This is a genomic window from Microbacterium rhizomatis (assembly GCF_008710745.1).
Classification (GTDB): Bacteria; Actinomycetota; Actinomycetes; order Actinomycetales; family Microbacteriaceae; genus Microbacterium; species Microbacterium rhizomatis.
This window is the reverse complement of sequence record NZ_VYSA01000003.1, coordinates 263,062-280,582: the sequence shown is the minus strand read 5'-3', so window position 1 is coordinate 280,582 and position 17,521 is coordinate 263,062. Positions and strand designations below refer to the sequence as shown.

The window sequence follows — 17,521 nt, the reverse complement described above, 5'->3', positions numbered from 1 at the left end:
GCGGTCAGAGGCCGATCAGGTCGGTGCGGCGGGAGCGGACCTTCCAGCGCAGGCTCTCGGTGGCACGGATCGCCGGGGCGACGCGCCGGCGCGACAGGTCGGCCCACCGCCATGTCGCGCTGTCGGCGGCATGCGGCGCCGTCTCCTCCGCGAAGCGCTGCAGCTGCGCGAGCGTCTCGGCCGGCGCGCCCTGCGCCGTGAGCAGGGCAGCCCGCAGCAGCGACTCGCGGGCGACGGACTTCATGGCCGTGTGGAGCATCCGCCCTGCGCCGGGAAGATCGAAACCGTCGTGCACGAAGAAGCGGCGGTACACATCACGCACCTGCGTCATGTCATCGAGCACCCCGCCGAAGTCGTTGGTGTGCATGTTGCCGCCGTGATTGCGGTAGTACGCCTGGCGAGGGCCGCCGATGAAGCCGACGTCGGCGCGCGCGGCCGCCTGCAGCCACATGAACATGTCGCCAGCGTGCGGGAAATCGGGGTCGTAGCCGCCGATGTCGTCATACACCGAACGCCGCATGACGACCTCGGGGTTGCCGATTGGGTTGCGACCGCGGTGGCATACGCGGTCGACCCACTCGTCGCCGCGCCAGATCTGCCACCACTCCCTGGTCGGGCCGAACTCCGGCGGCTCGCCGTCGAACCATTCGACGCGCCCGTAGACAAGCCCGACCTCGGGATGGGCCTCGAGGAGGGCGAGCGAGCGGGTGAGCGAGTCGGTGGTCAGCGCGTCGTCGGCCGAGAGCAGCACGACGTAGTCGCCGTTGGCGCGGGAGAGACCGTCGTTGTAGGTGCGGATGTGCCGCATGTTCTGCTCGTGCTCGACGAGGGTGACCTGAGGGTGCTCCTCGGCAAGACGGCGGGCTACCTGCTCGCTGCCGTCGGTCGACTTGTCGTCGACGATGATGACCTCGACGTCGACGCCGCGCTGGTCGAGCGCGGACCGCACCGAGACCGGCAGGAACTGCCCGTAGTTGTAGTGCGGCACCACGACGGTGACGAGCGGACGGCGCCGCAGCGGCGCCGGTTTTTGCAGCTTCATCTCTTGTCCTCGCCGACGGCTGCGCGGAGCGCATCGGCCACGGCATCCTGCTGAGCCTCGGTGAGGTGCGGGAACATCGGCAGCGAGAGGATGCTGTCTGCCGCCGCCTCGGCGATGGGGAACTGCCCTCGGCGGTAGCCGAGCGACGCGTACGCCTGGGTCAAGTGGACGGGCGTCGGATAGTGGATGCCCACGCCGATGCCGGCTGCACCGAGCTCTGCCATGACGCGGTCGCGCTCGGCGACCCGCACGACGTACAGGTGCCACACGTCCTGATTGCCCGGCCGCACCGACGGGGTGCGCACGCCCGCGACGTCCTTCAGGAGATCCGCGTAGCGGTCGGCGGCGGCCCGGCGCGCAGCGTTCCAGCCGTCGAGCCGACGGAGCTTCGCCCGGAGGACCGTGGCCTGCACGGCGTCCAGTCGCGCGTTCATGCCGACGTGGTCGTGCACGTACTTGACCGAGCTTCCGTGGCCGCCGAGGTTGCGGACGAGGGCGGCGACCTCGGCATCGTCGGTCATGACAGCGCCGGCATCGCCGGCGGCGCCGAGGTTCTTGCCCGGGTAGAAGCTCGTAGCGGCGACCCTGGACAGCGCGCCCGCGCGGCCGGCGCCGGACGTGGCCCCCTGGGACTGCGCGGCATCCTCGATCACCACGAGTCCGTACTTCTCGGCGATCGGAGCGATCCGCTCGACCGGTGCGGTCTGGCCGAACAGGTGGACGGGCACGATCGCGTGGGTGCGTGACGTGATCGCCGCCTCGACGGCGTCGGGATCGAGGAGGAGGAACTCATCGTCGACGTCGACCGGGACAGGTATCGCCCCGATCCGCGAGACGGCCTCGGCTGTCGCGATGAACGTGTTGGCCGGGATGATCACCTCGTCGCCGGGCTCGATACCGACGGCGCGGTAGGCGAGTTCGAGCGCATCCGTGCCGTTGGAGACGCCGACGACGTGCCGCACGCCGATGTAGTCGGCGTACTCGCGCTCGAACGCGTCGACCTCCGGGCCGCCGATGAAGCCGGCGGAGGCGAGTTGGCGCTCCCACACGGGCAGTACCTCGGCGGCGATCTCCGCCTGCTGGGCGGCGAGGTCGAGGAACGGGACGATCGTTGTCATTCGGACACTTCCAGAGGTCGGGCGGGCACGCCGGCCCAGGTCTGTTCTTTCGGTACGTCGGCGAGCACGGCGGCTCCCATCCCGACGGTGGCCTCGCGGCCGATGGTCACTCCCTGCCGGATCGACGCGTTCATGCCGATGTATGCCGCTTCGCGAATACGGGTGCCCCCGCCGAGCGAGACGCCGGAGGCGAGCGTCGCGAAATCCTCGAGGACGCAGTCGTGGGTGATCGTGGAGTTGGGCATCACCACGACGTGGTGGCCGATCGTCGCGTTCGCGGTGACGACGGCGCCGTCCAGCAGGATGCTGCCCGGGCCGATCTCGCTGCTGGCCCCGATCCGCGCCGATCGCGCGACGTAAATCGCGAAGCGCTCCTGCGTCACACCGAACTTCACGAGCCGACGCACCACGTTGCGCCTGCTCGCGCTCGGCCCCACGCAGACCAGCAGCGACTCGTCGCGGGTGACCGCGTCGGCGATCGAGCCCACCACCGGCACTCCCTCGATGTCGCCGCCGTGCAGGTCTTCGTTGTCGTCGACGATGCCGACCACACCCGTTATGCCGGCGGCGATCACCTCGCGCGCCAGTCCGCTCGCCCCCACGAGCAGGAGTCCCCCGCTCACGACAGTGCGCTCCCGGCGGCTGCGAATTCTCCGGGGTTGCGCAGCACGGCGATGACGCGCGCCTGGTCGGCATCCGTGAGGGTATGGAACACGGGGAGGATGAGCGTCCGGTCATTCAGCCGCTCGGTCACGGGCAGACCCTGCGACGGAGTGAGTGCACGGTAGGGCGGCTGCCGGTGCGATGCCATGATCCCGCGCCGCGCCGAGATGTCGGCGAGCGCGAGCGCCTCCAGCAGCCCTTCGCGGTCGGTCGGGTAGTCCTCGCCGACCTCGACCCAGAACGATTGGAAGTTACCGGTCCCGTATGCGGGATCGGCCACGGCGCGGAGCCCCGGGATCGCGTCGATCGCGCGCTGATACGTCTCCGCGATCTCGCGGCGACGTTCCACGATCTGCGGAAGGCGGCCGAGCTGGACGAGTCCGACGGCTGCCTGCAGGTCGGTCATCCGGAAGTTGAAGCCCATCTCGGTGTACTCCTCCGCCGGAGGGAGCACGGAGGCATGCCGGTCGGCGGCCGAGACGCTCATGGCGTGCTCGCGGAGGTGGCGCGCACGCGCCGCCCAGTCCTCGCGCTGCGTCGTGATCATGCCGCCCTCGCCCGTGGTCAGGAGCTTGCGGGGGTGGAACGACCAGGCGGCGATGTCGGCTCCGGCACCCACGGGGCGGCCCTTGTAGGTCGATCCGGCGCCGCACGCGGCGTCCTCGACCACGACGATCCCGCGGGGATCGGTCACCGCGCGGACATCATCGAGGTCGACCGGTACGCCGCCCTGATCGACCGCGATGACCGCCTTCGTCGCGTCCGTGAGCACCGCGGCGACCGTTTCGCCCGTGATGTTGCCCGTCACCGGATCGACGTCGCAGAACACGGGATTCGCACCCACGTAGCGCACCGCGTTGGTGGTCGCGATGAACGAGAACGACGGGATCACGACGTCGTCGCCGGGCCCGATGCCCGCGACGATGAGCGCGAGATGCAGCGCGGTCGTGCAGCTCGTGGTCGCGACCGCGTACGGCGCCTGCATGGCTGCCGCGAACTCCTGCTCGAAGCGCAGCACGCGCGGACCCTGCGCGACCCAGCCGCTCGCGATGGCCTCGGCGACAGCATCCGCCTCCTCCTGGCCGAGCCAGGGAACCATGACGTTGATGCGCTCGCTCATGCGCTGACCGTCCGTCCGGCGCCGATCTCGTCGCGCAGCGGAGTCCACCACTCGACGAGCTGACGCAGACCCTCTTCGAGCCCGATCGTCGCCTCGAATCCGAGGTCGCGCTTGGCCGCGCTCGTGTCGGCGAGGCGTCGGGTCACCCCGTTGACGGCGCGTTCCGGGCCGTGCTCGACACCCAGATCCGACCCCATCACCCGCAGCAGCGCCTCGGCGAGCTCGAGCAGGCTCGTCTCGGTGCCGCTGGCGATGTTGTAGTCGCCGTCCACGACGTCGCTCGCGCCCGCCAGGACGTTCGCCCGGGCGATGTCGGGCACGCAGACGAAGTCCATCGTCTGCTGGCCGTCACCGAAGATGAGTGGGGGCTTGCCGTCGGCGATCCGCTCCATCCAGCGAACGAGGACCTCTGTGTACAGGCCGTGCACGTCCATGCGCGGGCCGTACACGTTGAAGTAGCGGAGGATGACGTAGTCCAGGCCCTGCATCGCGCGGAAGCTGCGGATCAGACCCTCGTTGAACGATTTCGCCGCCCCGTAGAGCGTGTCGTTGTTGTGGTGGTGGTGACGCTCGGTCGTCGGGAACTCCTCCGCCAGGCCGAACACCGAGGCGCTGGAGGCTGCGACGAGCTTCTTCACGCGATGCTTGGCCGCCGACTCGACGACGTTGAACGTACCGTCCACGAGCACCTCGAGCGCGAGCCGGGGCTCTTCCGCGCACTGCGTGATCCGGATGGCCGCCTGGTGGTACACGAGGTCTTTGCCTGCGGTCAGGTCGTCGACGAGCTTCGCGTCGCGGATGTCGCCGTCCACCAGCGTGACCCGCCCCGACGCGAGCGCGTCGTCGAGGTTGCCGACCCGCCCCCGGACGAGGTTGTCGAGGACGTCGATGTGCGCGACGCCCGCATCCAGGAGCTGGTCGACGAGCGTGGAGCCGATCGTGCCCGCACCCCCCGTGACGAGGATGTCGGTGCCTTCGAGGTTCGTCATGATGCGTGGTCTCCGTTCGTGTGGCCGGAAGCCACGGGGTAGGGGGCGCCCTGGCGGCCGAGGCTGCCGGTGGCTGCTTCGAGCACGGACAGCACGCGCAGGCCGGACTCGCCGCTCGTGCGCGCGTCGCGCTTCTCTCGGATGGATGCCGCGAATTCCGCGGCGACGTTGGCCAGGGCCTCGCGCTCGGGCAGGGCAGGAGCCCACGTGTCGCCGAGGCGGTACGAGATCGTCGAGTCCCTGGTGTCGGCTGTCCCGGCGGACTGGAGGGCGAGGTCGACACCGCGGTCGTAGACGCTCACGCGCTGCTGCGGATTGAGGTCGTCCCACACGAGGGTGCGCTTGGTGCCGCCGATCACCATCTGACGGATCTTCGTCGGGCTGAGCCAGTTGACGTGCACGTGCGCGATCGCGCCGTTCTGCAGGGGCATGGCGAGGTAGCCCACGCACGACTTGCCGGTGCGGAGCGGGTCTGCGCCGTGCGCCGAGACGGTCGTCGCGTCCAGGCCCCCCGGGAGGACGAAGTCCATGATCGACAGGTCGTGCGGCGCGAGGTCCCAGAAGACGTCGACATCGGGCTGGATGAGCCCGAGGTTGATGCGCACGCTGTCGACGAAGAGGATGTCGCCGAGGAAGCCGTCGGCGATGAGCTCGCGGATCTTCAGGACGGCTGGCGTGTAGCAGTAGGTGTGGTCGGCCATCAGGACGAGGCCGTTCGCCCGTGCGCGCTCGACCATCTCCACACCGCGCGCGCGCTCGTCTGCGAGCGGCTTCTCCACCATGACGTGCTTGCCGGCATCCAGCGCCTTCAGCACGATCGGGTGGTGCGTGCGCGCCGGGGTAGCGATCGCGATCGCGTCGATCCCCGGGTCGGCCAGCACGTCGTCGAGGCTCGGCGTGACCGGCACGCCACCCACGCCGTCGGCCACGCGCTGGGCGCGCTCGATGTCGAGATCGCAGATCGCTGCGAGATTCCAGTCCGGGCTCGCCCGGAAATTGCGGGCGAGATTCGGGCCCCAATAGCCGGCGCCGATCACTGCCACGTTCAGTCGCGAAGACACGCTGAAGTCACTCCCCCTCATGTAACCGCACCCCCGCGCGGCGTAATCAGATGTGGACGCGTTGTCCTAGTTGTCTGGGTTGAAGATGACGTCGACCCAGAAGTTCGTCGTTGATGTGGTGCTGGGATAGTTCGCGGAGTAAATATACGCTCCGCCGGTTGCGTACGTTGAGAGCGGTCCCGAGGTCACGACCGCCGACAGCCCGCTCGTCGTGGACGGGTAGCGCCCCGACGTGCTGTACATGCCGACCCGGTACTCGGCCCCGACCGTGAGCCGGACGGGTGTGGACAGCGTCGCCGTCTGCCACCCGGACGCCGTCTCGCCGGTGAACGTGACCGTCGCGAGCTTGGTGCCGTTGGACGCCCACAGGTAGCCCGTGTGGGTGCCGGTGTTGAGGTTGCCCTTGTAGAAGCGGATCGCGGTGACCACGCCCGCTGCCGAGGTCTTGAACCGCGTGCCGATCTGCATCGCCTGAGCGACCGACGTGTTGGCGTTCGCGGGAGCGGCGGTGGTGCCGAAGATCGTGGAGGGCGCGGACTTGGTCGTGAACGTCCAGCCGCCGCCCGTCACGGCCGCGCCGTTCGCGGTGACGGTCGCGGTGTAGGTCTTCGACCAGTCGAACTGCGCCGTCGGCGTGAAGGTCACGACTTTCGTCGTGGTGTTGTAGGCCGATGACCCCGCGACGTTCGCACCGGCGAGGGTGAGGGCGAGCGTGGCCGACGAGGCGTTCGCGAGCGTCGCGGTCACGGTCTTGACCGTGGCCGGGTCCACGCCCGTCGCCGCGCTCGCCGGAGTGCGCGCGGAGATCGTCACGGCCGGCGGCGGCGTCGGCGTCGGCGTCGGCGTCGGCGTAGGCGTCGGCGTCGGCGTAGGTGTAGGTGTAGGTGTCGGCGTGCTGGTCGGCGTCGCGGACGGACTGGGCACCGGCGCAGGGGTGGTCCCCGGGGACGTCGCGAAGGTCACCTCGGCGTCGACGAAGTACGCGGAAGACTGGTACGACCCCGTCGGGAAGCCGCCGTTCGCACCGTAGAAGAAGCGGCCGTTCTGCGGCGTCACCGCGGTGATGCGTCCGTTGGCCTTGGGAGTGGCGAAGTACGACAGCTCACGCGCGTAGCCGCCCGAGGGCGCGAAGTACGACACGACGTAGGTCTTGCCGGGGTCGACCCCGACGGGCGTGGTGAGGACGGCGCGCTGCCATCCGGCATCCGTCTCTCCCGTGAAGGTCACGGTCGCGAGCTTCGTCCCGTCGTCGAGCCACAGCGATCCGGTGTGCTGACCGGTGTTGCCCGGCCCTTTGTAGAAGCGGATGGCGGTGACCTGACCGGCTTCGGCCACGGTGAACGCCGTGCCCAACTCGACCGCGGCCGTGTCGGTGACCGACGACTCGATGGGGACGGTCTGGCCGAACAGGGTCTCGGGCACGACGGCCGTGGAGGGGACGAATTCGACATCCACGAAATAGTTCGTCGAGTTGTAGCTCGCGGTCGGCCTTCCGGACGTGCCGTAGAGATACACGCCGTTGGCGGGCGAGGCCGCCGTCAGCGGACCGCTCGACACCGGCGACGAGAACGCACCGCCCTGGAACGAGTAGTTCCCCGCGGGCGCAAGGTAGGAGACCGTGTAGGTCGTGCCGGGCTGGAGCTGCACCGGGGTGCTCAGCACCGCGCGCTGCCAGCCGGAGGCGGTCTCGCCGCTGAAGGTCACCGTCGCGAGCGGCGTCGGGCCGCTCCCCCACAGCCATCCGGTGTGCGTGCCGGTGTTCCCCGCAGCCTTGTAGAAGCGGATGGCGCGCACCTCACCGGGTGCGGACGTCGTGAAGTTCATGCCGAGCACGACGGCGCTGGTGTCGTTGGTCGCCGTGGACGACGCCGCCCCTTGACCGCTGAAGAACGACACGACGGTCGCTCCGGCGGCGGCGGTCTCGAACGACCAGGACGCATCGGTTCCGGCGGCGCCGTTCGAACCGACGATCCCCGTGACCGCGACCGCGATGATCGCTCCCGCGGGAAGGGCGGCAGCGGGAGTGAACACGATCGACTTGCTGTCGGCCGACAGTGCTGTCGACCCTGCGATCGGTGATCCCGCGCTCGTCACTGCGACCGACGCGCTGGTCAGGGCACTGTCGAAGGTCGTCGTGATCGTCGAGGATGTCGCGACCGACGCCGACCCGTTCTGCGGGGTGGTCGCCGACATGGCGGGCCCGATGGCGGCGGGTTGGAACACCACGTCCACGCCGTAGCCCGCGGTCGAGCGCTGGCCCGGGAACGATCCGTTGCTGTAGGTGTAGCTGCCACCGTTCGCCGGCACCACCAGGGGACCGCGGGTGAACGCGCTCCCGAACTGACCGGGCGTCACGGAGTACCCACCCGCCGGAGCGGTGTAGGAGGCGATGTACTCGGTGTTCGCGGTGATCGCGACCGGCTGCGACAGCGTGGCGGTCTGCCATCCCTGCGTCGATTCCCCGGTGAAGTTCACCGTCGCGGCGACGCTTCCGTCGGCGCGCCACAGCGTACCCGTGTGCGCGCCGGTGTTCGCGGTGGACTTGAAGAAGCGCAGCGCCGTGATCGTGCCGGCCGTCGTGCTCGTGAAGCGGACACCGACGGTGACGGCGAGAGGGTCATTGCCGTTCAAGACGGCGGGCTGGGATGCATCCGGGAACAGCGTGCACGGGCACGTGCCGTCCGGCAGCGTGGCTGCGGCGGTGGTGAACGACCAGCTGTTGGCATCCGGCGCGACGCCGATGCCCGCAGCATCCGTCGCGGTGACCGTGGCGGTGTACGTCGTAGACGGCGCGAGCGCGGCCGAAGGCGTGAAGGTCGCCACGCGCGTGGCGGTGTCGTAGGCCGTGCTCCCCGCGACGGACGCCCCGGCAGAGGTCTTCACGGCGATCGATACGGATGCCGCGACCGCCGCTCGCGAGAGCGTGGCAGAGATCGGCACACCCGGTGCGACGCTGGACGAGCCCGCGAGCGGAGTCGTCGATGAGAGGCGCAATGGCGAGTTGTCGGTGCTGTCGAAGAGCACGTCGACGTAGTAGTTGGTCTCCAGGTTGGTCGCGGCCGGCATTGTCCCGAGCGCTCCGTACACACCCGGTGCGGCGGCGCCGACGCCCGACGTCACGCTCACCGGCGCACTGGCGCGTGCCACGTACGGCCAGTACAGCTGGTCGGCCGCGTATCCACCGTTGGGCGCGGAATACGACACGGTGTACGTGTGCCCGGAGCTCACCGGCACCGGGGTCGTGAATGATGCGGTCTGCCACCCTGTGGCCGTCTCGCCGGTGAAGTTCACCGTCGCCAGGCGGGCGCCCGTGGAGGTGTCCCACAGCGAGCCGACGTGGGCGCCGGTGTTGGCGGCACCCTTGAAGAAGCGGACGCCCTTGACGAAACCGTCCGAGGTCGGCGTGAACTTGAGGCCGAGCTCGACCGCTCCCGCGTCGGAGGCCGACGCGATCGTCGGCGTGGCGGTGCCGAACGCCGAGTACGGGCCGGTCACGGTGATCGCCGTCGAGGTCCCGGAGGCGCTGTAGTTGCCGCTGTCGTCGATACCGCGTGCCTTGATCGTCGAGGCGCCCGATCCCTGCTGCACGTAGGTGTAGGTCCACGACGTGGTGCCGGTGGCGGGATGCCACGTCGTGCCGCCGTCCGTCGAGACCTCGACGCCGGCGACCTGGCCCGCGGCATCGGCCGAGGTTCCCGTCACGGTCACCGTGGTTCCCCCCGGGATGGAGGCACCGGCGGCGGGGCTGGTGATCGTGGTGGTCGGAGCCGTCGTGTCGGTGCTGGCCGTCGCGGCCACCAGGCCGGACATGAGCGAACCGGGCTGAGCCCCCATGTCGGCGAGCAGGTTGACCTGCGCCTGCTGCATCCGCGCATCGGCGGGGGCGCCGGCACCGTCGTGCTCCTGGTCCAGCCCCCAGCCCCACTGGATGCTGCCGGCGGAGAAGACCTTCGCACCGCTCGGGGCCTTGTAGAACGTGACGTGGTGCCGGGTGGTGCCGGCCACGACGGTGTTGCCGTAGTCGGTCAGGTACTGGGGCACCGCCCCCGTCGTGGTCGAGAGCCGGATCAGACCCGCGGGACGGAAGCCGTTGTCGATGTCTTCGTTGGACTCGTAGCCGACGGTGTGCGGGGCCAGGGCTGCGGTCGTGCCCGCCGCCAGAGAGGCGAGCCCCGTGTTGCGCCAGAGCCGGGTCTTTCCCTCGGTCGACGAAACCGTCACGGGCAGATCGCCGTGGTTGACCATGTACATCGTGCCCGTGAGCGCGTTCTCGGGCGACCCACCGCCCTGTGCAGGGGTGGCGAAGCGCGGATCGCGCCAGGTGCCCGTCCATTCCGAACTCGGGTCGATCTTGCCGCCGCCCGGATTGGCCTGATTGCCCCACGTCTCTTTGTACGTCACGAGCGTGCGGTAGGCGGTGTTCGATCCGTCGACCGAGTTCTCGTATCGGGTGCGCCAGTACCCCTCGTTGCCGGTGAGGAACTGCAGGTTCACTCCCGCGTCACGTGCCGCCGTGAGGTTGGCGCGCTGCGCGCCCGACCAGTACTCGTCGTGCCCGACCGACAGCACGACCTTGTGCGAGAGCAGCTCGCCGCCCCGGCGGTCGGTGTCGACACCGGCGATGTAGCTCATGTCGTAGCCGTTTCGCTCCATGAAGCGCACCGTGGCGTACTCGGAGGCGAAGTAGAAGTCGCGGCCCTGCTCGAGACCGCGTGTGGCGAACGGCCGGTTGTAGCTGATCTTGTAGGCGCGGCCGTTGGCAGCACCCTGGTAGAAGTCCGATCCGCCGTACGTGTTGTATGCCTGCCAGGTCGGATCCGACGTCTGGAACAGCACCTGCGACGTGTTGCCGTCGTTGCGGACGATGAAGATGATGTGGCTCGCATCGCCGTTGTCGTTGCGTGTGAGCTTCGCGACATACACGCCGGACACCGCGTCCGCCGGTACGTTCCACGAGGCCGAAACCGCCCACGTCCCGCAGTCGTACAGCTCGGTGTTGAGATCGGAGACGCACTGCCCCTGCTTCTGCGGCAGCGCCGCGGACGGGTTCACCGAGGCGATGTATCGCGCTCCGAGCCCCTGGTACCAGCCGGTGCGGTAGATGTCGATCTTGTACGACGACGCCGTCGTGTCGATCTTGAAGTCGATCTTCTGGCCGACGTTGACGCTGATGTCGGTGGCGAAGCCCTGGATGTCGGCATCACCCGCGCCCTGGATGTCCCAGATGCTCGGATCGGTGCCCGGCTTGGAGTTCTCGCACGTGATGGCGTTGATGGTGGCACCGCAGGGGCTGCCTGCCGCGGCGGTCGCCGGCGGCGCCACGGCGACGAGGGTGGCAGCGACAAGGACCGCCATCGCCGTGATCGCGGTCGCCCGAAGGCTCCCCGAGAAGCGGTTCGCCCAACGGCGCCGTGTGCCGGCAATGTTCCCCATGTATTCCAGTCCCCAGACCTGGAAACGCCCCGCGCGTACCTGCGCCCCGGCGATCCCCATCGCTACGTGCGTTGAATCTCCGTCTGCGTCCAAAAAGCCCCAGTGACGTCGCGACAGAGATCTTTCCCCTCGGCGAGCATACCCGGAAGGGGCCGCTTTCGTCACCATCGGGTTTTGAGAAGACTCCGGATGCCGGTGATCGGCCTCGCCGTAAGCTGAGACCGCCCGCGCCCCGACCAGGAGGTCATGCCCCGTGAACGAAGTCGATGCTCCCGTCGTGCAGGCCACCGCAGACGTCGATGAGACCGCCGTGCTCGGCGCACGGACCCGGGTGTGGCACCTCGCCCAGGTGCGCGAGGGCGCGCGCCTCGGGGCCGACTGCAACATCGGCCGCGGTGCCTACATCGGGCCGGACGTCGTGCTCGGCGACGCGTGCAAAGTGCAGAACTACGCGCTCATCTACGAGCCTGCGCGCCTCGCCGACGGGGTGTTCATCGGGCCGGCGGCGGTGCTGACGAACGACGTGTTCCCGCGCGCGGTGAATCCGGACGGCACCCCCAAGAGCGCTCACGACTGGGAGGCGGTGGGGGTGACGATCGGCCGAGGAGCGTCGATCGGCGCTCGCGCGGTCTGCATCGCGCCGGTTCGGATCGGCGACTGGGCACTGGTCGCCGCGGGCGCGGTCGTGCGCTCCGACGTGCCCGACTACGCGCTGGTCGTCGGTGTGCCCGCACGCCGGATCGGATGGGTGGGACGAGCGGGCAGCCCGCTCGAGTCACGCGACGGCCAGTGGGTGTGCCCCGTCACGGGCGACCGCTACGCCGAGACCGACGGAGCTCTCTCGCCGGTCGCCTGATGCCGGCCAGTTCGCTCTGTCGGTGTTGACGAGAGCAGGGAACGCCACCCGTTCTTCGGCGCGACTGCGAGCACCGAGGAGCCACAATGTCCTGCGAGTTCGCCCCCACGCAGCAGCCAACCCAGGCTGGCCCTCCCTCTGCCTCGCGACAGACCACGTATCAGCTGTGGTGATCCTGCATCTTCTGAAGAGCGATGGCGAGGAAGGAAGCAACGACCAGGGAGCCTCCGAGAATTGCGACCCAGCCCTGTTGTTCCTGAATGAACCCAGGAACTCCTAAGAGGACCTGCAGTTGGCTGATCCCGCTACAGATGAGAAGGATCAGTCCTGCACTGGCAGCGACGATTTTGCGTCGATTTTGAATATGTGGGGAAACTCGAGAATCGCTTCGGCCGTCAGGTCGCCTGTCATCACTTCACTCCGAACTCATTGAATCGTCCGTCGGCCCGCGGAGAGTCGATCTCAGAGATCTCAGGCCGTTGTCGATCGGTGCCTAGAGTTCGCCCGGCGACATCGACTGCGAGTCGAGCTCTTCGACCAGCTCGCGGACACGGCTCGGGCGCGCTCCGGTCTTGCGCGGCGCGTAGACGACGAGCGAGTGGAACAGGAACCGCACGAAGAAGGCGATCGCGAGCGTGATGGCGGTCGCGACAACGGCGGTGATGTGGCCGCTGCCGACCATGAGCGCCACGATCGGGATACGGATCAGCAGCTCGGCGTTGTTAAACGTGAACGACTTGGCGAAACGAGACCAGACGTTCGACGCGTCGTTCTTCATGTCCTGGAAGACGAAGCGCTCGATCAGCAGGAAGTTGGCGACGATCGTCAACTCCGCAGCGATGATCGCCGCGGCGATGTAGTCCATGCCGAGGTGGGTGAGCGCCCACACGATCAGGACGTTCGCGATCGCACCGAGCCCGCCGATGACCGCGAAAAGCGACATCTTGCCGAAGCGCAGCGCCGCCAGCTGGACGAGGAAGTGGAGGCCCTGCCGCATCGACGCCTTGGAAGCGCCCGCGTGACGGTCGGCGAAATCGAAGGGCACCTCGGCGACGCGCATCGACTTGCGCGCGAGCATCTCGAGCAAGATCTTGAATCCGCGCGGTGCGAGGGTGTCGATGTCGATCGCGCGGCGATCGACGAGGAAGAACCCGGTCATCGGATCACTGACGTCCCTCAGCCGGATCGGAAACATCGACTTCGTCAGGGCCGTCGAGCTCTTCGAGACGAGCACGCGGGAGCGATCGGCGAGACCGGTCGCCGAGCCGTTGTCGACGTAGCGTGACGCGACGACGAGGTCGACGCCGCCGCGACGGTAGCGGTCGACGAGGTCGGGAATGGTCTCGGGCGGATGCTGCAGATCGCCGTCCATGACGACGCAGACGTCCGATGCGGCCGCGCGGATTCCCTCGACCACGGCACCGCCGAGCCCGCCGGTGTGCACGTCGCGATGGATCAGCGTGATCGGGATCGGCGCGTTCACGGCGACACCGCGGATCACGTCCGGTGTGGCATCGCGACTGTCGTCGACGAAGATGATCTCGGTCTCGACTCCGTCGCGCGCCATACGGCCGGCGACGTCCGTGACACGACGAACGAGCTCCATGATGTTAGGAGCTTCATTGAAGGTGGGGACCACGATGGAGAGCAGCATCCCCCTTATCGTCCCATGACCAGCCTGTGAGGTTCATCCTCTTGACACAAAGCCATAGGCACTGCACAGCTATGGCGCGCGCTCCCGGCGCCCGTTCAGCAGTGCGGACATAGGCTCGATCCATGACTGAAGCCCCCTCCCTCACGATGTTCGGCGCGGCATGGTGCATCGACTGCCGCCGCACGAAGAAGCAGCTCGATGAGCTCGGCGTCGCATACGAGTACATCGACCTCGAGGCAGACCCCGCCGCGGCGGACGTCGCGCGCGAGATCTCGGGTCGCACGAGCATCCCCGTCGTGGTGTATCCGGACTCCACCCACCACGTCGAGCCGTCCAACGCCGACGTCGAAGAGAAGCTCCGCGAGCTCGCGCTGATCTGAGGCTCCGCGGCCTCGCGCGGCGCCGAGGCGTCCCTCGGTAGGGTGATCCCGTGAGCGAGGGCGTCGAACGAAACACCCGGGCGATCGAGGAATCGGTCGTCACCGACTTCGAGGACCGCCTGAGCTACGGCGGGTATCTCGATCTGTCGACGCTTCTGGCCGCGCAGCGGCCGCTGAGCGTCCCCGAGCACCACGACGAGCTGCTGTTCATCGTCCAGCACCAGACGACCGAGCTGTGGCTCAAGCTCGTGCTGCACGAGCTCGGTGCTGCCTGCCGCCTGCTGCGCGAAGATCAGCTCGCGCCCGCACTGAAGTGCATCGCCCGCGTCAAGCACATCCAGAAGACCCTCACCGAGCAGTGGTCGGTGCTCGCGACGCTCACACCCGCCGAGTACTCGCAGTTCCGCGGCGTCCTGGGCAACGCGAGCGGCTTCCAGTCGGCGCAGTACCGTGCTGTGGAGTTCACCCTCGGAAACAAGAACGCCGGGATGCTGCGGGTGTTCTCCGCAGAGCCCGCGGCGCTCGAGCTGGTGAGCGCAGCCCTCGCAGCCCCGAGCCTGTACGACGAATTCCTCCGCTCGCTCGCGCGTGCGGGCTACCCGATCCCCGAGGCGATCCTCGATCGCGACGTGACGGCGGCGTGGACCTTCACGCCGGACCTCGTCCCGGTCTTCGCCGCGATCTACGCCGACCCGCAGAGTCACTGGGCCGCTTACGAGGCGTGCGAAGAGCTCGTCGACCTCGAGGACAACTTCCAGCTCTGGCGGTTCCGCCACCTCAAGACCGTCGAGCGGATCATCGGGTTCAAGACCGGAACCGGCGGCTCCAGCGGCGTGCCCTTCCTGCAGCGCGCGCTCCAGCTCACGTTCTTCCCCGAGCTGTTCGCCGTCCGCACCGAGATCGGCTCCGTTCCGGAGGGGTGAGGATGCCGCATCCCGACCCCGCCACCGTCCAGGCCCTCCTCGGCTCGCACGCCGTGCCGTGCCGGCGCGGAGTCGCCGGCCCCCGCGGAATCGCCCTTCCCCCGTTCCTCGATCACCACGTGCATCTGCACCTCGTCGACGAGTCGCCGCTGCCCGCGCACGGAATCGCCGGAGTGGTCGACCTCGGCGGCGACCCGCTCTCCTTCGCCCGGCGCCCCCATGGAGGCATGCCGCACGTGGCATACGCCGGTGCGTTCCTCACCGCGGCCGGCGGCTACCCCTCGGGCCGGTCGTGGGCGCCGTCGCAGACGGTGCGCGAAGTGACGGACCCCTCCACGAGGCCCGGCGTCGCGGGGGGAGCGACGACGGCGGTCGACGAACAGGCGGAGTGCGGGGCATCCGTGATCAAGATCGCGCTCAACGCGCAGAGCGGCCCGGTCTTCGACGATGCGCTGCTGGCGGCGATCGTCAGGGCCGCACACGGCCGCGGGCTGCCCGTCGTCGCCCACGTGCAGGGCGACGACACCGCGGAGAGGGCGATCGAGGCCGGTCTGGACGCGCTCGCCCACACACCCTTCACCGCGATCCTCGCCCCGGACCTCATCGAGCGCGCCGCCGCACGCCAGGCATGGATCTCGACACTCGCCATCCATCGCGATGATCCCGCGACCCACGAGATCGCCGTGGCGAACCTGCGGGCGTTCGCGGCGGCAGGCGGACGCGTGCTGTACGGCACCGATCTGGGAAATGGCGACCTGCCCGTCGGCGTGAACCCCGACGAGCTGGCGGCACTCCGAGAGGCGGGGCTGGATGCCGCTTCAATCGTCGCGAGCCTGATCGACCCGTGGCCCGACGACAGCGCAGACGGGCTTTCGCTGCTCGCGGGCACCTCGACCTTCGTCCCCGGCGGACCGCCGACCGACGACGACCTGACCCTGTGGCTCGCGCTGGCGACGGTCGTGCCCACCGAGGAGCTGATCCACGATGATCTCTGACGACCTCGCCGCCGAGGCATCCTCGCTCGACGCGCGCGATGCCCTCCGCGGATTCCGCGACCGCTTCGTCGGCGCCGACTCGCCGCTCGTCTACTTCGACGGCAACTCTCTCGGACGCCCGCCCCTGGCGACGCTCGCCCGGCTGGAGGACTTCGTCCGCGACGAGTGGGGCGGCCGGCTGATCCGGGGCTGGGACGAGTCGTGGATGGGCCTGCCGTTCGCGATCGGCGACGAGATCGGGCGCGTCGCGATCGGCGCAGCCCCCGGGCAGACCACGATCGGCGATTCCACGACCGTACTGCTCTACAAGCTCGTCCGCGCGGCGTTCGACGCGCAGTGCGCGGCCGATCCCGCCCGCGTCGAGATCGTCGTCGATCGCGACAACTTCCCGACCGACCGCTACATCGTCGACGGCATCGCCGCCGAGCGGGGCGGGCGGGTGCGGTGGATCGAGGTCGACCGTACCGCGGGAGTCGACGCCGACGGCCTCCGAGCCGCGGTCGGCCCCGAGACCGCCGTCGTGCTGCTGAGCCAGGTCGCCTACCGGTCGGGGCACCTCGCCGATGCCGAGGCGCTCACCACGATCGCCCGGGATGCCGGGGCGCTGACGGTGTGGGACCTCTGCCACTCGGCCGGATCGGTGCCTGTGCGGGCGGACGAGTGGGGATTCGACCTCGCCGTCGGGTGCACCTACAAGTATCTGAACGGCGGCCCGGGCTCGCCCGCCTTCGCCTACGTGGCCGAGCGGCACCAGGACTCGCTCGCTCAGCCGATCCAGGGGTGGATGGGCACGGCCGACGTGTTCGCGATGGGTCCCGGTTACCGCCCGGCCGACGGTATGCGCAGATTCCTGTCCGGGACGCCGCCGGTGCTCGGAATGCTGGCGATGCAGGACACCCTCGAGATGATCGGCGAAGCGGGAATCGACGCGATCCGTGACAAGTCGATCGCGCTCACCGAGTTCGCAGTCAGGGTGAGCGACAGCATCCTCGCTCCGCTGGGCGTCACCCTCGCCTCGCCCCGCGACCCGTCGCAGCGCGGCGGACACGTCACGCTCGCCCATCCGGCGATGCGCGAGGTCACGGCGCGGCTGTGGAGCCAGGACGTGATTCCGGACTACCGCGACCCCGGCGGCCTGCGGATCGGGCTCGCCCCGCTGTCGACGAGCTTCACCGAGACGCTCACCGGATTGGATGCCGTGGCCGCCGCGCTGCGGGCGATCGCCGCCTGACCCCGTCCGCCGTGAACCGCGAGACGTACACTGTCTGCACCCGTCGAAGGAGACCG

At 69.1% G+C, this 17,521-nt stretch carries 13 protein-coding genes; 5 read left to right on the top strand and 8 right to left on the bottom strand.

The window, feature by feature from the left end:
* Nucleotides 1-4: 4 nt before the first annotated feature.
* From F6B43_RS15160 to F6B43_RS15130, 7 genes are read right to left on the bottom strand one after another with little or no spacing between them, the layout of a single operon-like run.
* Nucleotides 5-1,042 carry a glycosyltransferase family 2 protein gene (locus tag F6B43_RS15160; protein ID WP_150449827.1) on the bottom strand — a complete coding sequence of 346 codons (1,038 nt, stop codon included), beginning with the start codon at nt 1,040-1,042 and terminating at the stop codon, nt 5-7.
* Complete coding sequence (locus F6B43_RS15155) at nt 1,039-2,160, bottom strand: DegT/DnrJ/EryC1/StrS family aminotransferase (RefSeq protein WP_150449826.1); 1,122 nt, start codon at nt 2,158-2,160, stop codon at nt 1,039-1,041. The genes F6B43_RS15160 and F6B43_RS15155 overlap by 4 nt, the downstream gene beginning before the upstream one ends.
* Nucleotides 2,157-2,783: a NeuD/PglB/VioB family sugar acetyltransferase gene (locus tag F6B43_RS15150; RefSeq protein WP_150449825.1), complete on the bottom strand. Its 627-nt coding sequence runs from the start codon at nt 2,781-2,783 to the stop codon at nt 2,157-2,159. The genes F6B43_RS15155 and F6B43_RS15150 overlap by 4 nt, the downstream gene beginning before the upstream one ends.
* A complete protein-coding gene (locus F6B43_RS15145; protein WP_246159987.1) occupies nt 2,780-3,943 on the bottom strand; it encodes a DegT/DnrJ/EryC1/StrS family aminotransferase in 1,164 nt (387 codons plus the stop codon). The genes F6B43_RS15150 and F6B43_RS15145 overlap by 4 nt, the downstream gene beginning before the upstream one ends.
* The gene (locus F6B43_RS15140) at nt 3,940-4,932 is read right to left on the bottom strand and encodes an NAD-dependent epimerase/dehydratase family protein (RefSeq protein WP_150449824.1); all 993 of its coding nucleotides are present in this window, start codon (nt 4,930-4,932) and stop codon (nt 3,940-3,942) included. The genes F6B43_RS15145 and F6B43_RS15140 overlap by 4 nt, the downstream gene beginning before the upstream one ends.
* Nucleotides 4,929-6,014, bottom strand: coding sequence for a Gfo/Idh/MocA family protein (locus tag F6B43_RS15135; RefSeq protein WP_150449823.1), 1,086 nt, complete (start codon nt 6,012-6,014; stop codon nt 4,929-4,931). Before F6B43_RS15135 ends, F6B43_RS15140 begins: the two co-directional genes overlap by 4 nt.
* Nucleotides 6,015-6,059: 45 nt before the next feature.
* On the bottom strand, nt 6,060-11,426 hold the full coding sequence (locus F6B43_RS15130; RefSeq protein ID WP_150449822.1) for a DUF4082 domain-containing protein: 5,367 nt from the start codon (nt 11,424-11,426) through the stop codon (nt 6,060-6,062).
* Between the two features lie 253 nt (nt 11,427-11,679).
* Between F6B43_RS15130 and F6B43_RS15125 the strand changes: the two genes are divergently transcribed.
* Complete coding sequence (locus F6B43_RS15125) at nt 11,680-12,282, top strand: acyltransferase (RefSeq protein WP_150449821.1); 603 nt, start codon at nt 11,680-11,682, stop codon at nt 12,280-12,282.
* Between the two features lie 493 nt (nt 12,283-12,775).
* Here the strand turns inward: F6B43_RS15125 and F6B43_RS15120 are convergent, their stop codons facing one another.
* Nucleotides 12,776-13,936 (bottom strand): glycosyltransferase, encoded by a 1,161-nt coding sequence (locus F6B43_RS15120; RefSeq protein ID WP_150449820.1) that lies wholly within the window; start codon nt 13,934-13,936, stop codon nt 12,776-12,778.
* A gap of 122 nt (nt 13,937-14,058) precedes the next feature.
* On the opposite strand from F6B43_RS15120, the gene F6B43_RS15115 reads away from it, so the two are divergent.
* The 4 genes from F6B43_RS15115 to F6B43_RS15100 are packed head-to-tail and all read left to right on the top strand — an operon-like array spanning nt 14,059 to nt 17,465.
* Nucleotides 14,059-14,316: a glutaredoxin family protein gene (locus tag F6B43_RS15115; protein ID WP_150449819.1), complete on the top strand. Its 258-nt coding sequence runs from the start codon at nt 14,059-14,061 to the stop codon at nt 14,314-14,316.
* Nucleotides 14,317-14,366: 50 nt separating this feature from the next.
* The gene (gene kynA, locus F6B43_RS15110; protein ID WP_150449818.1) at nt 14,367-15,239 is read left to right on the top strand and encodes a tryptophan 2,3-dioxygenase; all 873 of its coding nucleotides are present in this window, start codon (nt 14,367-14,369) and stop codon (nt 15,237-15,239) included.
* Between the two features lie 2 nt (nt 15,240-15,241).
* Nucleotides 15,242-16,234 carry an amidohydrolase family protein gene (locus F6B43_RS15105; RefSeq protein ID WP_150449816.1) on the top strand — a complete coding sequence of 331 codons (993 nt, stop codon included), beginning with the start codon at nt 15,242-15,244 and terminating at the stop codon, nt 16,232-16,234.
* Entirely contained in the window at nt 16,224-17,465 is a 1,242-nt protein-coding gene (locus F6B43_RS15100) for a kynureninase (RefSeq protein WP_150449815.1), read from the top strand. Before F6B43_RS15105 ends, F6B43_RS15100 begins: the two co-directional genes overlap by 11 nt.
* The last annotated feature ends 56 nt before the right edge of the window (nt 17,466-17,521 follow it).

Coding starts and splice junctions, on each gene's coding strand:
- F6B43_RS15130 (WP_150449822.1), bottom strand. CDS start 11,426: ATGGGGAACATTGCCGGCACACGGCGCCGTTGGGCGAACCGCTTCTCG.
- F6B43_RS15145 (WP_246159987.1), bottom strand. CDS start 3,943: ATGAGCGAGCGCATCAACGTCATGGTTCCCTGGCTCGGCCAGGAGGAG.
- F6B43_RS15160 (WP_150449827.1), bottom strand. CDS start 1,042: ATGAAGCTGCAAAAACCGGCGCCGCTGCGGCGCCGTCCGCTCGTCACC.
- F6B43_RS15100 (WP_150449815.1), top strand. CDS start 16,224: ATGATCTCTGACGACCTCGCCGCCGAGGCATCCTCGCTCGACGCGCGC.
- F6B43_RS15120 (WP_150449820.1), bottom strand. CDS start 13,936: ATGCTGCTCTCCATCGTGGTCCCCACCTTCAATGAAGCTCCTAACATC.
- F6B43_RS15105 (WP_150449816.1), top strand. CDS start 15,242: ATGCCGCATCCCGACCCCGCCACCGTCCAGGCCCTCCTCGGCTCGCAC.
- F6B43_RS15155 (WP_150449826.1), bottom strand. CDS start 2,160: ATGACAACGATCGTCCCGTTCCTCGACCTCGCCGCCCAGCAGGCGGAG.
- F6B43_RS15115 (WP_150449819.1), top strand. CDS start 14,059: ATGACTGAAGCCCCCTCCCTCACGATGTTCGGCGCGGCATGGTGCATC.
- F6B43_RS15135 (WP_150449823.1), bottom strand. CDS start 6,014: ATGAGGGGGAGTGACTTCAGCGTGTCTTCGCGACTGAACGTGGCAGTG.
- F6B43_RS15140 (WP_150449824.1), bottom strand. CDS start 4,932: ATGACGAACCTCGAAGGCACCGACATCCTCGTCACGGGGGGTGCGGGC.